At 66.7% G+C, this 14,708-nt stretch carries 11 protein-coding genes and 1 pseudogene; 6 read left to right on the forward strand and 6 right to left on the reverse strand.

Going from position 1 to position 14,708, the window contains the following annotated elements; all coding sequences use genetic code 11:
- Positions 1 to 199 precede the first annotated feature (199 nt).
- Positions 200 to 2,590 carry a tetratricopeptide repeat protein gene (locus ABGA98_RS00790; protein ID WP_347616205.1) on the forward strand — a complete coding sequence of 797 codons (2,391 nt, stop codon included), beginning with the start codon at positions 200 to 202 and terminating at the stop codon, positions 2,588 to 2,590.
- Between the two features lie 239 nt (positions 2,591 to 2,829).
- Here the strand turns inward: ABGA98_RS00790 and ABGA98_RS00795 are convergent, their stop codons facing one another.
- The 6 genes from ABGA98_RS00795 to ABGA98_RS00820 form a co-directional block, all read right to left on the reverse strand.
- On the reverse strand, positions 2,830 to 3,378 hold the full coding sequence (locus ABGA98_RS00795; protein WP_347616206.1) for a dihydrofolate reductase family protein: 549 nt from the start codon (positions 3,376 to 3,378) through the stop codon (positions 2,830 to 2,832).
- An 84-nt stretch (positions 3,379 to 3,462) separates the two neighbouring features.
- Positions 3,463 to 4,293: an alpha/beta hydrolase gene (locus ABGA98_RS00800; RefSeq protein WP_347616207.1), complete on the reverse strand. Its 831-nt coding sequence runs from the start codon at positions 4,291 to 4,293 to the stop codon at positions 3,463 to 3,465.
- A 787-nt stretch (positions 4,294 to 5,080) separates the two neighbouring features.
- Positions 5,081 to 6,313 (reverse strand): erythromycin esterase family protein, encoded by a 1,233-nt coding sequence (locus ABGA98_RS00805; protein WP_347616208.1) that lies wholly within the window; start codon positions 6,311 to 6,313, stop codon positions 5,081 to 5,083.
- 57 nt (positions 6,314 to 6,370) lie between these two features.
- The gene (locus tag ABGA98_RS00810) at positions 6,371 to 6,703 is read right to left on the reverse strand and encodes a methylenetetrahydrofolate reductase C-terminal domain-containing protein (RefSeq protein ID WP_347617684.1); all 333 of its coding nucleotides are present in this window, start codon (positions 6,701 to 6,703) and stop codon (positions 6,371 to 6,373) included.
- Between the two features lie 24 nt (positions 6,704 to 6,727).
- Complete coding sequence (locus tag ABGA98_RS00815; RefSeq protein WP_347616209.1) at positions 6,728 to 8,239, reverse strand: amidohydrolase family protein; 1,512 nt, start codon at positions 8,237 to 8,239, stop codon at positions 6,728 to 6,730.
- Complete coding sequence (locus ABGA98_RS00820) at positions 8,236 to 9,006, reverse strand: TetR/AcrR family transcriptional regulator (protein WP_347616210.1); 771 nt, start codon at positions 9,004 to 9,006, stop codon at positions 8,236 to 8,238. Before ABGA98_RS00820 ends, ABGA98_RS00815 begins: the two co-directional genes overlap by 4 nt.
- A gap of 364 nt (positions 9,007 to 9,370) precedes the next feature.
- On the opposite strand from ABGA98_RS00820, the gene ABGA98_RS00825 reads away from it, so the two are divergent.
- From ABGA98_RS00825 to ABGA98_RS00845, 5 genes and pseudogenes are all read left to right on the forward strand, one after another.
- The gene (locus ABGA98_RS00825; protein WP_347616211.1) at positions 9,371 to 10,759 is read left to right on the forward strand and encodes an MmgE/PrpD family protein; all 1,389 of its coding nucleotides are present in this window, start codon (positions 9,371 to 9,373) and stop codon (positions 10,757 to 10,759) included.
- Positions 10,759 to 11,688 carry an ABC transporter substrate-binding protein gene (locus ABGA98_RS00830; RefSeq protein WP_347616212.1) on the forward strand — a complete coding sequence of 310 codons (930 nt, stop codon included), beginning with the start codon at positions 10,759 to 10,761 and terminating at the stop codon, positions 11,686 to 11,688. The genes ABGA98_RS00825 and ABGA98_RS00830 overlap by 1 nt, the downstream gene beginning before the upstream one ends.
- 169 nt (positions 11,689 to 11,857) lie before the next feature.
- Positions 11,858 to 12,493, forward strand: a pseudogene (locus ABGA98_RS00835) (amino acid ABC transporter permease); the annotation flags it as partial.
- 117 nt (positions 12,494 to 12,610) lie between these two features.
- Positions 12,611 to 13,369 carry an amino acid ABC transporter ATP-binding protein gene (locus ABGA98_RS00840; protein WP_347617685.1) on the forward strand — a complete coding sequence of 253 codons (759 nt, stop codon included), beginning with the start codon at positions 12,611 to 12,613 and terminating at the stop codon, positions 13,367 to 13,369.
- Between the two features lie 2 nt (positions 13,370 to 13,371).
- Complete coding sequence (locus ABGA98_RS00845) at positions 13,372 to 14,535, forward strand: FAD-binding oxidoreductase (RefSeq protein ID WP_347616213.1); 1,164 nt, start codon at positions 13,372 to 13,374, stop codon at positions 14,533 to 14,535.
- The last annotated feature ends 173 nt before the right edge of the window (positions 14,536 to 14,708 follow it).

The following is a 14,708-nucleotide window of genomic DNA, read 5'->3' on the forward strand; positions in this document are numbered from 1 at the left end:
CGGCGAGCGTTTCGCTATATGGTTCCGGTGCGCACTTCTTCTTCACCAGCAGCCATTCGGATTTCGGGAGAAATTCGACGGACGATGGGTTGACCGCGGTCCGGTTCGGACAGGTGGATTACAGCGCATGACGCAGACCGGAATAACCCGATGGCTTTCTCACACGCATGTGGGTGGATGTGTTCATTGGAGATGCTTGATGTTCGCAAGAGAACGAGACGCAGCCGATACCGGTCCGGTTGACAAAGAACGAACCCTGGGAGGGCTGCTGCGAACGTGGCGGGAACGGGCACTGCTGACTCAGGAGCAACTGGCTCGCCGTACCGGGCTCAACGCTCGTACTGTCCGCCGGCTGGAACTCGACGAGGTTCATCGCCCGCGCACCGCCTCACTGTACGCGCTGGCCAGGTCGCTGGAACTGAAGGACGCCGAAAAGGAAGAGCTGATCGCCGCGGCTCGCACCGCTTCGGTTCGAGCGCTGAACCTCCCCAAGCTGGGAAATTCCGCGGCCGGAAGCGGCGGAGGGGCCGCCGACGGCGACCTGCGACTGTGTCTGAGCACCACACCGCGGCAACTGCCGCCCAACGCTGCACACTTCGTCGGTCGGCGTACGGAGCTCGCCGTCTTGGGCGGGCTGTTCAAGGAACCAGAATCGGCCGCGGAGCCGAATCTCCAGGTCCTGGTGATCGTCGGTGGCGCCGGAATCGGCAAGACGACGCTGGCGCTTCAGTGGTGCTCGTCGGTCGCGGACGAATTTCCGGACGGGCAGCTGTACGTCAACCTCAGAGGCTTTGGCACGCTCGCTCCCGTCGAGCCGGTGAGCGCCTTGGCCATGCTACTCCGCAGCATGGGTGTAGCCCCTCACGAAATCCCTGACGACCCGGTCGACGCGTCCGCGTTGTTCCGGACCCGTACAGCGAACAAGCGTCTGCTGCTCCTGCTGGACAACGCGCTGGACAGTGAGCAGGTCCGCCCGCTGCTGCCCGCCCCCGGCTGTACTGTCGTCGTCACCAGTCGCGACCAGCTACGCAGTCTGGCAGCGCGCGACGCCACCGCCCGTATCAGCCTTCCCCCGCTTGAACTGCGGGACGCTGTCGAGTTGTTGAGCCGGGTCTCGGGCCGGCCCACGGTCCCGTTCGATGACCCGACCGTTCGCGAGCTCACGGATCTGTGTGACAACTCACCTCTCGCGCTGCGGATCATCGGTGAACGCCTCGCGCGGCGGCCCGATATCCGCCTGTCCGACGTCGTCGACGAGATCACCCATGAGCGGCTCGAAGTCTTCCACAGCGGCGACGACGCCCCGTCGGACATGCGTACGGTTCTTTCATGGTCCTATCAGCACCTCGACAGGGACGCCGCGTGGATGTTGCGCGCGTTAGGCGCGCTTTACCCAGGGCGTGACTTCAGCTTGGCGGCGGCGGGCGCTCTCTCCGGGTTCTCTCTCAGGCAGGCGCGCAGGCATCTGGATCGGTTGGTCTCCACACACCTTGTGCAGGAGCAGAGCCATGACCGCTACAACCTGCATGATCTGGTGCGCGCGTACGCAGCCGAGGAGAGCCGCCGCCACGATGCCACTTCGGTTCGCGCCGACGCAGTCTCACGGCTTCTGACGTGGTTCATCCACGGCTTGTACGCCGCCGACGTCATTTTCACGCCCGGCCGCATGCGGGAGCCTCTGGGCGACCTGAGTGAGCTGAGCGAAACAATGGAGCCCTTCGCCTTTTCCGATCCGTCCGCGGCCCGGCACTGGTGCGAACTGGAACACCAGACGCTGATAGCATTGCCCGCCTGGGCGTACGAAAATGGCGAGTCTCTTGCCGCCTGTCAGATCGCCTTCTTGCAGGAGGTGTACCTTTTCCATTACAGCTACCATCACGAGCTGCTCAGCGGCCACAAGACAGCTGTGAAAGCGGTGCAGCAGATCGGCGACCTCCGGTTGGAAGGGCATCTGCTCAGCGCGATGGGTAACGCGTCCTCCGAGCTCCTTCGCCTGGACGATGCCGCCCAGTATTTCTACCAGGCACTGACGGCGGTCCGAGGATGCAAAGACCGCCGCGGCGAGGCCAAGGTTCTCGGGAACATCGCCATGAATGCCATCGACGTCCAGGACTATGAGACGGCGCGAAAGCGATGTGAGCAGGCAATAGCCGTGGCCGTCGACTCAGGATACGAGCGGGGTCACGCCCACACCCTCGACACGCTCGGCGAAGCGCATTTCGGCCTTGGTGACATCGCTTCGGCCATTCAATGCTGGGATCAAGCGCTCGTTATCAATCGTCGAAGCGGTGCCCTCTTCGTTCAAGCGACGAACATCTCCAACCTGGGGCGTGCCTACTCTGCTCTAGGGGACCACGAGTACGCGATCAAGCACCATCTGGAGGCGATCTCCCTATGCCGGGCGATCGAGAGCCCGCGAGGACAGGCCATGGCTATGTTCAACTTGGGTCATGCTTACCGCTCTCAGGGGAGGTTGGCGGATGCCGAGGCTTCCTGGCAGGAGTCGCTGGCCATTTTCTCCAAAATTCGAGATGCCAAGGCCGATGACGTCTGGCGCGAGCTCCAAACAATCCGCAAGGACACACAATGACACATTTTGATTCCGCGCGGTTCTGCGCGCGACGGGACGTCGGTTCGCGGACGGGATCGGAGTGGCGCTGGGCTGGTCGGTATGTCCGTACGCGACTGCGTGCGCCGGCCGGCCGGCGCCCTGACCCCCATGAGGCCCGCTCATCGCATGGTCGACCTTGCGGACGCGCTGGCCGGTCGCGACGGCGGCGCTAACAGAGCCGGCCCCGGGCAGGCAGGCTGCCTGCCCGTGAGTGCCGGTCAGGTGAGCGGCTGGTAGATCAGATGGAGGACGCCGTTCCCGAACTCCTGGTGGGCCTTCAGGCGCATGGTCAGGGGTGGGGCGTCGGGCGGGAACAGACGGCTCCCCTGGCCGAGGGTCAGCGGGTAGACGAAGAGGTTGAGCTCGTCCACCAGGCCCTCGGCGAGCAGGGCCCGCACCAGGGTGCCGCTGGCGCTGATGAAGATGTCGCCCTCGGCCTCGTCCTTGAGCTTTCGGATGACGTCGGGGTCGTACGGGCCCAGGATGGTGGAGTTTCGCCAGGTCAGCTCGCTCAGGGTGGAGGTGACGATGTGCTTGGGCGTGTCGTTGAAGAAGGACGCGTGCGGATCGCCAGCGCTGGAGCGTGTGGACCACGGCTCCTCGAATGCCTCATAGGTGACTCGGCCGAACACGATGGCGCGGCAACGCCGAGTGATGCCGGCGACGGCCTCGTTCATCGCGTCGGTGAAGGTATAGCCGGCCGACCAGCTCGGATCGTCGATCACGCCGTCGGCGGTAATGAACTCGTGGACCAGGATCTTTCCCAAGGTGATGCCTCCATATGGGGTGCCGTGCGGAAGCGCGGGCGGCACTGGCGGTGGGTGGGTCGTATGACGGGCGATCGAGCCTTGTCAGGGCTGCTTCAGCCACTCGATGAGCGCAACGGCCAAGTGCTCCGGGGACACGCCGTGGTTCTCACCGGGGAGTTCGCGAGCCGTGGCGTCCGGCAGGACGCCGGCCAGGGCGTGGGCCGCCTCCGCGAACCCCGGGAAGGCGCCGTCGCCGTACGCCACCAGCGTCGGCAGCCCGATCCCCGCGAACCGCCCGAGGGTCGCGGGGTCACCGCTCATGGTGTCGCCCATGGCGGCGGCGTCGTTGGGAAGCGAAGACGCGATCCGCTCCAGATCCGCCCAGAAGGGCTCGGCACGCATCCCCTCGACGGACTCCGCGGGGAACGCGCAGGCTTCGACGAAGAACAGGGTGACCGCGTCATCGGGACGTCCGCCGGCCAGCGCCCGCTGGACCCGCTCCCGGTAGCCGGGCGCGAGCGGCGGGCGGGCGTCGGTGACGACGAAGGGCGGCTCCCACAGCGCGAGCGCGGTGATCGGCAGACCCGCCAGCACGCCGTGCAGGGCCAGCACCCCGCCCGAGGAGAACCCGAGCACGGCGGCCGTGCCACCGACCTGGTCGATCAGAGCGGCGATGTCGCCGACCTCCGCCCGGATCGCCGCCTCCGCCGCCAGCGTCGGATCGGTGGGGCCGCTCTCCCCCCGCCCGCGCCGGTCATAGGTGATCACGGTGTGGTGGTCCGCCAGCCGCCGGGCGATCTCGCCCTCGGTGGGCTGGGTGTTCCGATAGTCCATGGCACCGTTGACGATCACGATCCCCGGCCCGGAGCCGACCGCGGTGAACGCGGTCTCGGTCCCGTCGGCCGAGCGGGTGGTGCCATTGATGGCGGTCATGTCCAACTCCCTGGATATTCCTTAGCATGAACCAGCGCGGAAACTTCGGCTCGGTTGATTACCCTCAGCGGAGGCGATCGACGTGCTCCGCGGCTGTGGCAGCCGCGACGCCGGCGTGTACTCACTTTCTGGATGCGGAAGCCTCGGCACGCACCACACGTCCGGATCGCGGGCCGTAACGCTATGGAAGAGATCGTCACGGAGCCTGAAAAGGTCTTCTGACCATCAGAGGCAAACAGCCCTGACGCTTCCGGCGCGGAGGTTGTCCTCAGCGACGCTGCCCTGACGACGCAACACCGCTGATCTCGTGCTCATGAACGCTTACCTCCGGACACTGAAACTTTCTTGAGAGTATGAGCCTTCGGCTCCGCCCAGGAAAGGGCACAGACCGGACAATTGCCGGACATTTCACCACGATCCGCTAGGGGGTCGCAGGAGTGGCGGACCATGATCCGCGTAGCGGACACATTCGCCAAGCTCTCGAACTTCGGTCGCCCGAGCATACCGTTCTGGTGACTTCAGATCAGCGTCACCGACATTCTCGATTCTTGCGGCAACAATTCCAATTAAGAACGCAAATCGTTTTGTGGTCCTGGGCAACTCGGTGACTCCTCCGGTCCCTGAAGGGAGAGCGGCTTCACCAAGCCGCTTGTACGGCCTGGCGTCCGCACGGTGCGGCCAACCCTGATCAGCACCACCGGGCGGCGCACTCCGGTGGTGGCCACGACCGGAGTGCTTCCCGCACCGCCGCATGGCACCGAGACGATGCGACCTCTCGGTGCCGACCCTAGAGCGGTCGGCAGGGGGTGATCACCTGCCGGTGGACGATCACGTCGAACCACTGCGCCAGCGACCCTCCCTCCATGTACGACTTTTGCGCGAACGTCGGGTTGTAGCCGGCGTAACCGCGTACCTTGGCCGGGGCGCGCAACCATTCACGCGCGCCCTCCGGTGCCTCGCCCCGCAGGTCCACGATGTACTCGGCGGGACCGTTGCCGGCGAAGGCGTCGCCGAAGACGCGGTTGGCGAAGCCCGGGTCCGGGCGCGGCACCGGCGCTGGAGCAGCGCCGCAGGTGGAGCCGGTGCCCAGCGTGCCGTGATCGAACTGCACGCCGATCGACCGATAGCGGTCGCCGTACCAGCGGCGCAGGTAGGAGCCGGCGTTGTCGAAGACGAGTGGCGGGCCGCCGAGTGTCAGCCGCAGGCCCGGTGCGGCGGCGGTGTGCGCGGACGACGCCCAGTAGGCGACCTTGTCGCCTGTGCGCTGCTGCCACCAGCGCAGGTTCTCGGCGGCGCGGGCGTCACGGTAGGCGTAGATGTCCTCGAACGACAGGTTGAAAGCCTCGTACCAGGACAGAATCTGGCGGGCGTTGTGCAGGGCCAGTTGCTGGTCATCGTTCTTGGGCAGCCGTTCGACCAGTCTGTACACCGCGCGGGCGTGGCTGATGAAGGGCTGCTTGTTCGTCACGCCGCGGTACCAGGTCAGGTTGGCCTGGGTGTTCTCGTGGCGAGGAGCGATGAACTTCAGATGGCGCCGCAGCTCACGCAGCCGCCACGGCGCGGCCTTGGCCACGTACGAGGAGACGGCATCGTGAGCCAGGGAGCGGGTGGCGTAGTACTCCACGCCGACGAACTTCACCGCACGGTCGGGGTTGCCCGCGTTGTAGGACCGCAGCCAGGCAAGCACGTCACGTACCTCGCGGGTCCGCCACGTCGTCGTCAGCTCGCCCATGAGCGCGTCGAGGTCGCCCTTGCCGGTGAGGACATAGCGGTTGACCCGCACGCTTGTCGTCCAGTCCTCCTCCCAAGCGATCGAGCGGAATCCCATCTCCTCCACCAGGTATTTCAGGAGACCGAACTTGACCACGGCCTCCTCGTGAGTGCTGTGAGTGGACTCGCCCAGGCCGACGATGGTGGCCCCACCGATCGACTCCTTGGTGATCTCCTGCCGGGAGTTCTGCTCGATCCAGTCGATTACCTGAGGGTCGGTGACAGGCGTGGTGGCCAGGACGCCTGCCATGAATAAATGCAACATGAGGACTCCGTTCCGAATGAGGCGATGAACCAAGAGTTCCGCTCACCGGGGTCGGAGACATCCAGCAGGCGACGCATCGCCGACTACACCGAGCGGCGTAAGCAAAGGAGCTTCAGGTCGACTTGCTGCCCGTGGTCGGCTGAGGAGGGCTTGTCCCCATTCGCGGTGATCGACCGGGCGCTGCAGCAGATCGAGGTCGGCGCCGTGCCCCGCGCCCTGCGCCCGCTCGATCGCGGTCACCCAGACGCAGACCAGATCGGGATGCACCTCACAGCGGCCGTCGGCCGCCACGCCCCCGCAGGGGCCGTTGCGCAGTTGCTTCGGGCAGGTGTAGCCGGTGTCGGGCAGCGCGCACTGGCCGCATGCGCCCGGGATTCCCTCTCGCGGGCGACGGCTCGATCACGATTGCCGGCTTCTGAGCACCATGCCGGGGGTGACGCCGCGGAAGTTTCCTGATTCCACGGTGGTGACACCGTTGACCAGTACGTAGTCGATGCCGCTTGGCGCGGCGGGAGTGGCGAAGGTGGCGTTCTCGCCGATGGTTGCCTCGTCGAAGATGACGATGTCGGCGTGGTTGCCTGTTCGCAGCACTCCTCGGTCCGTCAGGCCCATGATCGCTGCCGGTACCGCGGTCATCTTCCTCAGCGCGGTCTCCAGCGGCAGCGCCTGCTTGTCCCTGACGTACTCACCGAGGACCTTGGGGAACGCGCTGTAGTTACGCGGATGACAGGGCGCGAGCCACGGCTGGTTGAAGCCGTCGGTGCAGATCGAGACGTACGGCAGGGCGAGATAACGCTTGACCGACTCGTCGCTGGAACTGATGTCGGTGCCCATCAGGGTGTCCTGGCTCTCGAAGGGGAGCATTTCCAGGATGAGGTCGGCGACGCCTTCCGGTGTCGCTTCAACGCCGCGGGCTTTCAAGATCCCCGACAGCGTTATGCCTTGCCAGCGCTTCTGAGAGGTGTCGGTCCAGTCGAAGACGACTACGAGGTCGCCGTTGCCGTTGTGGTAGCGGGTGATGCGGTCGAGGATGGCGGCTCTGATCTGTTCCGGGTCCTGGCGGTCTTTCTCGATGAGGAGTTCGCTGGGGATGAAGATGGACGGGTTCCAGCCGAAGAACGGGTAGGGGTACTGGTCGCCGGCGACGTCGAGGCCGTCGGCCCTGGCTGCTTCGATCGCGGCGATGACCGCTGCGGTCTTCCACTGGTTACAGGCGCCGTCGGTCTTGAGGTGGGACAGCTGGACCTGGGCGCCGGAGTCGCGGCCGATCCTGATGGCCTCCTCGACCGCGGCGAGCAGGTCGTCCCCCTCACTGCGCATGTGGCTGGCGTAGAAGCCGCCGTGCCCGGCCACCACGGATGCGCACGCGGTCAACTCGGCCGTCCTGGTGGAGAGGCCGGGGATGTACTCCAGCCCGGTCGACATTCCGAACGCGCCGTCCGCCAGTCCCTTCCCGACCATGGCCAGGAGGGCCTGGAGCTGGGCCTCGGTCACCTTGCGCCGGCCGTCGGGGATTCCGCACGCCATACGGGCATAGCCGTGTGCCACGAGCGTGCCGAAGTTCACCGCGGGCGGCTGGGCATCGAGGCGGGAGAGCAGCTCGCCGGGAGGCATCTTGGCCATGCCGCAGTTCCCGGCGAGCACGGTCGTGATGCCCTGCCGCAGATAGTTCTGGAACAGCAGGTAGGAAGGGTGGTCGAACAGGTCGAGATCGGTATGTGTGTGCAGGTCGATGAACCCTGGACAGACGATCCGTCCCGCCGCCTCAATCACCTCGGTATCGGGTCCGATCTCTACAGCGTCATCGCCCACATAGCTGACCCGGCCGCCGGTGATCACCAGAGTTGTGCCGTACGGCCGGGCGGGGTCCATGGTGATGACCTTGCCGCCGCGGATGACGATGTCCGTCATGTGAGCTCCTTAGCTGGGATACCGAGTTGTTCCGCGGTGAAGCGGGCGAGCACGTCGCGTGCCGTACTCGACGACTTGTAACCGAGGGTCGTGCGAAGGGCGAGGCTCTCGGCGATCGCGGTGAACCGTTCGCGCACCTCGGGGAGCGGCGCGACCGGGTGCAGCGTGCCGTTCTCGACACCGGCGGTGAACACGGCGAGTACGGCATCGGCCCAGCGCTGCGACATCCGGACGCACTCGTCGAGGAAGGCGGGATGACGCCTGACTCTGCCCCAGACCTCCAGCCACAGCAGGTACTCCTCGAAGGTGCCCTGGTCACGGGGGATACTGAGCTCGAGCAGATGGCGTACGTGCTCGACGGTTCCCACATCGTCATCGAGGAGCCGCTGCAGGGTGGCGTGCAACTGATCGCCGGCCCAGCGGAACGCGGCCAGAAGCGCCTCGTCCTTGCTTCGGAAGTAATAGTGGATGCTGGCCTTGGAGACGCCTGCCTCGCGAGCGATGTCGGCGATGCGGGTGGCGTCGATCCCGCGCTGAGCCATGATCTTGCAAGCGGCCCGCCGGATCCGGTCCTCTGGACTGTCCGGAACGGGGTCGAGGCTGCCCTGCCCCTTCCAGGCCGCCGCGAGTTCGTGGAGGAGGGCCGCGTCCTCACCGCCCGCATGGAGCGTGGTTTCTATCCGCTTGGTCATCCGCCAGGCCCTGCGGTAGCCGGTGCCGAGCGCCTCCGCCACCCGGTTTGGCCTGGTCTTTCCCGGTGCGTCCACGATGAGGACGACCGCGTCCAGCCAATCTTCGAGGGGTACGGGCGAGCCGGCGAACGGCGTGCTCGCGGTCGGGTAGACGTGCGCGCCGCAACTGTCGCACGCGTAGGCGCGGCGGCGTGAGATGCGATGGAAGGAGCGTTCGGCGTCGCATCGCCTGCAGCGCGACTTGCCGCCGCCGGGTGCGTGGACCGTGGCCCAGAGCAGCGCCAGCGCGGCATCCCCCTTACTTGTCTCTAGTGAAATCTGTACTCACCGTTCTCCAGGCAAATACAAGGAGATTTATCCCTTGACATGCCATATTTCCGAATGGGACTGTTTGCCGCATTAAACATGTACCTGTAGAAGCATCACAAGGGGGATCCGAATGAGTGAGGCCCCGGCCGCGCGGTTCATCACCGAGCTCACCTGGGACGCGCTGCCCCCCGATGTGATCGAACGGGCCGTCATGTGCCTGACCGACACGCTCGCCGCCATGATCGCCGGACGTACGACCACGTCTTCGCTCGTCGCCGACGACCTCGCGCGGACCTGGTGGCCGGCTGGCTCCGCGACCTCGGTCATCAGCGGGCAGCGGCTGGGCACCCCCGGCGCCGCGTTCGCCAACGCGGTCGCGGCCAACGCCGTGGACGTGGACGACTGCGGCATCTACACCTGGGGACACCCGGGCGCCCAGGTCGTACCGACCGCGCTGGCGCTGGCCGAGGAACACCACCTCACCGGTCGCGAACTCATCACCGCGATCGTCGTCGGCTACGAGATCGCCTTCCGCGCCGGGCGCTGCGTCAACAAGGATCAGAGCGAGGTCCACTCGGCGGAGCGCACCTACCGGGCCTGTGGTTCCTGGGGTGCCGTGGCCTGCGCCGCGATCGCCTGCCACGTCCTCGGTCTCGACCAGAAGACGACGACGCACGCGCTGGGCATCGCGGAATACGACTCGCCCCACCTGCCGATGATGCGCGCGATCGACACTCCCGGCATGGTCAAGCACGGCGTCGGGTTCGGTGCGCTCACCGGCCTCCTGTCCACCGAACTGGCCAAGCGTGGCTTCACCGGCATCCAGCCCAGCCTCGACCTTGAGGAGTTCCGCCCGTTCACCGACGACCTGGGCGCGGACTACTACCTGCCCCGCGGCATCACCTTCAAGCGGTACTCCAGCTGCGCCTGGACCCATCCGGCGCTGCTGGCGGTCGAGGAACTACACAAGAAGAACCCGCTGACACCGGAGACCATCGAACGCGTCGTCGTCGAGACCTACCCCGATGCCGTACGGCTGGGCACCCGGATGCCGGAGACGACCGAGGAAGCACAGTTCAACATGGCGTGGCCGGTCGCGGCGATGCTGGCGGACGGCCGGGTCGGCCCTGATCAGATGGCGGACGTACGGCTGGCCGATCCGCTGATCGGGGACCTGGCCAGGCGGGTCGAGGTCGTCGTATCAGAGGAGCTCAGCCGCCTCTACTACCTGTCGGAGGTGAACGACCCGGAGGGCAGCGACTCGGCGATCGTCACGGTCACGCTGACCGACGGCACCGTGCTCGCCTCCGGCCGGGTCGACCACGTTCTCTACCCGGAACCCGGGTGGACGCCAGAGGAGATCCGGGAGAAGTTCACCTGGCTGGCCGCCGACCGGCTGGAGCCCGCGTCGATCCCGCGGCTGCTGGAAGCATTGACGAACGTGGAGTTCGCCGACGACAGTGCCGCCCTCATGGGCGACCTGGCGTCGTCTTTGACACCGCAGCGAGGAGCCCTCTGATGAAGCCGGCGAAGATTCTCACCACCGTTGCCGGGCTGATCGTCGCGCTCAGCGCGTGCGGCGGCCTGGCGTCCAGCCCGCCCGCTCCCGAAGTGGCCGCATCTTCTGCCGCGCCCGCAGGAGCAGCCGACCCCGAGGCGCAGAAGCTGCTTCCCGAGCGGATCAAGTCGGCCGGCGTGCTCAAGGTCGCCAGCAACATCCCGTATCCACCGTGGGAGATGTACACCACGGCCGGAGGGAAGCAACCGACCGGCATCGACTACGACCTGAGCCAGGCGATCGGCGCGAAGCTCGGTGTCAAGGCATCTTTCGATCAGACCGCGTTCGACGCGATCATCCCGTCGCTGCTGGCCGGTAAGGCCGACATCATGATGGCCGGCACCTTCGACACCCCCAAGCGGCGCGAATCGCTGAACTTCGTCGACTACGCCAAGGACGGGTACTCCATGCTCGTCGCCAAGGGCAACCCGCAAGGGCTGAAGGACGTTGCCGACCTGTCAGGCAAGACCGTGGCGGTGCAGTCCTCCACCTCGGAGGAGGCCTCGATCGACAAGCTCAGCAAGAAGTTCAAGGCCGAGGGCAAGCCGGGTGTCGAGGTCCTCCGCTTCCCCGGCGACAGTGAGGCGTTCCTGGCCATCAAGAGCGGCAAGGCGGCGGCCAGGGTCCAGGCGACCTCCGCCGCCGCGTACGCGGTCAAGACCTTCGAGAACGGCACCGCCTTCGAACTCGTCGACGCCCCCTCGGTCACCGCGGAGTTCGGCGGCGGCATGGAGGGCATCGGCGTCAACAAGACCGACACCGAACTCCTCAAGGCCGTCCAGGCCGCACTTCAGTCGCTGATCGACGACGGCACCTACCTCAAGATCCTCACCAAGTACGGCGTGCAGGACATCGCCGTACAGAAGGCAGAGGTCAACCAAGGTGAGTAGCTCAGGAGACCGGCCGCCACCCGCGGCCGTGGTGCCGATCCGCCGTTACGGCCGGTGGGCGGCGGCGATCCTCATCGCGTACCTCCTGTTCTCGCTCGGCTGGTCGCTGCTGCGTAACCCCAACCTCGACCTGCCGACGATCGGGCAGTATCTCTTCGCGCCCTCGATCATGTACGGGCTCGTCGTCACGATCCAGCTAACCGTCATCGCGATGGTCATCGGTGTCGTCGGCGGTGTGGCTCTCGCGGTGATGCGGCTGTCGGGCAACCCGGTGCTGGCCGCGGTCGCCTGGGGTTACATCTGGTTCTTCCGCGGCACACCGCTGCTGGTCCAGATCATCTTCTGGGGATTCCTCGGCGCGCTTTATCCCAACCTGGTGCTCGAAATCCCGCTCACCGGCATCGTGTTCGCCTCCGTGCCCACGAACGCGGTCGTCGGCGCGGCCACCGCGGCCATCATCGCGCTGGCCACGCACGAGGCGGCCTACTGTGCCGAACTCGTCCGCGCGGCGATCATCTCGGTCGACTCCGGGCAGCGCGAGGCGGCCATGTCGCTCGGCATGCCAAGTGCGCGCCGTATGCGGTTCGTCATCCTGCCGCAGGCCATGCGGGTGCTCATCCCGTCCCTGGGCAACGAGTCGATCTCCATGCTCAAGATGACCGCGCTCGTCTCCGTCATCTCCGGTCTCGACCTGATGACCAGCGTCCAGCAGATCTACCAGCAGAACTTCAAAATCATCCCGCTGCTGGTCGTCGCGTCCCTCTGGTATCTGCTGCTGACCTCGGTACTCAGCGTCGGCCAGCACTACGTCGAGCGATACTTCGGCCGCGGCTTCAGCGATGCCCCCGTCCGCCGTAAACCGCGCCGGCCGGTCGAGGACGCGCCCGTCGTCGTAAGAGAGCCGGTTCATCCTGATCAACCGATGGTCCGGGCCGAGCAGGTTTGGAAGTGGTTCGGCGCCACCGACGTGCTCAAGGGCGTCGACCTCACCGTCTACCCACGGCAGACCTTCGTCCTCCTCGGTCCCTCGGGAAGCGGAAAGTCGACCCTGCTGCGCTGCGTCAACGCCCTGGAGCAGATCGACGCCGGCGTACTGGAGGTCGAAGGCGACCGGATCGGCGTACGGCGTGACGGGGAGCGCCTGCATGAGATGACCGAGGCCCAGATCTGCGCCCAGCGGGTACGCATCGGCATGGTCTTCCAGCGGTTCAACCTGTTCCCGCACATGACCGCGATCGAGAACGTCACTCTCGGCCCCCGGCGCGTACTCGGCCTGTCCAGCGACCAGGCCGAGGCCGAGGCCGTCCGGCTGCTGACCCGGGTCGGCCTCGCCGACAAACTGGACAACTACCCGGCCCAGCTCTCCGGCGGCCAGCAGCAGCGCGTCGCCATCGCCCGCGCCCTGGCCATGAAGCCGCACCTCATGCTGTTCGACGAGCCCACCTCGGCCCTCGACCCCGAACTCGTCGGCGAAGTACTCGACGTCATGAAGGACCTGGCCAGGAACGGCATGACGATGATCGTGGCCACGCACGAGATCGGCTTCGCCAAGGAAGTGGCCGACCAGGTCGCCGTACTCGACGGCGGCGTCATCATCGAGTCAGGCCCACCCTCGGAATGCCTGGTCAACCCCAAGGAAGAGCGCACCAAGGCGTTCCTGTCCAAAGTCCTGGAGCTGTAGCCGTGCCTGAAATCCTCATCGTCGGCGCCGGAGTAGTGGGCGCGTCCACCGCGTTCCACCTGGCCGCACAGGAGTCTGTGAAGGGAAGCTCGGTCACCGTGCTCGACGCACGGCACGCCGGCGAGGGCATGAGCAGCCGCTCATCGGCTCTGGTCCGCATGCACTACACCTTCGACCAGGAGGTACGGCTCGCCGTCGACAGCCTGGCCTACTTCCGCGAATGGGCAGAGCGGATCGGCCGTCCCCCGGTCTTCCGCGAATGCGGTTTCATCCGGATCGTCGGCCCAGGCGAGGAGGAGCAGCTCAGGAAGAACGTCGAAATGCAGGTGGCCTGCGGCGCGGAGGCCGAGGTCATCACCGCTGCCGACGTCCTGGAGCTCGAGCCCGGCTGGCAGGTGGACGACGTGGTGGCCGCCGCGTACGAGCCCAGGGCCGGGTACGGCGACGGCGCCGTGGTCGCCGGCGACTTCCTTGCCAGAGCCAGGGAACTGGGCGTCGGTTACCGCCCCAACACCCCGGTCCGCGCCCTCATCGAAGAAGGCGGCCGAGTACGCGGCGTCACCACCGACGACGGTGACATCCTGGCCGACCTCGTCATCCTCGCCACCGGCGTCTGGACTCGCCCGCTTCTCCAGGGCATCGGTGTCGACCTGCCCATCGAATCCGAGTACCACGAGGTGGCCGTCCTGCGTGACGGCGGCAACGGCTCCGCCAGCCGTACGGCCTGCATCGACTCGGGGACCGGTACCTACTTCAGACCTGAGCCCGGGGCGGGCCTGCTCCTCGGCGAGTTCACCGGCCCCAGGGACGGCATCGACCCAGACGACTTCCCTCAGGTACCCGGTGACCTGGCCGTCGAGATGGTCGGCCGCGCCGCCCGCCGCATCCCCGCCCTGGCCGAGGCCGGCATCGCCGGCGGGGTCACCGGCGTCTACGACCTCACCCCCGACGCCCGCCCCCTGCTCGGCCCCACGTCAGGGCTGGAAGGACTGATCGTCGCCGCGGGCTTCTCCGGCATGGGCTTCAAGATCTGCCCCGCCGTCGGCCGCGCCCTCGCCGAACTGGCCCTGGACCGGACCCAGACCATCGACATCTCCGCCTTCAATCCCGACCGCTTCGCTGAAGGGAAGCCGATCACGCCGCTGTACGGATATTCCGACGACTGACCGGACCGACGTCGGCTTCGCCAAGCTGACGACGTCCATCGTGGCCGTCCGGGTCGTGCTCACCTCCATCGAGATCTTCACCCCGAGCCGGCTGCAGGACCTCACCGGGCGGCCGGAAAGCGCGGGCATGATCTACGCCGTGGTCGGCGCCATCGGCTACGCGGGCCGCACCC

Origin of the sequence: Nonomuraea sp. B1E8 (assembly GCF_039871515.1) — a bacterium.
Taxonomy (GTDB): Bacteria; Actinomycetota; Actinomycetes; order Streptosporangiales; family Streptosporangiaceae; genus Nonomuraea.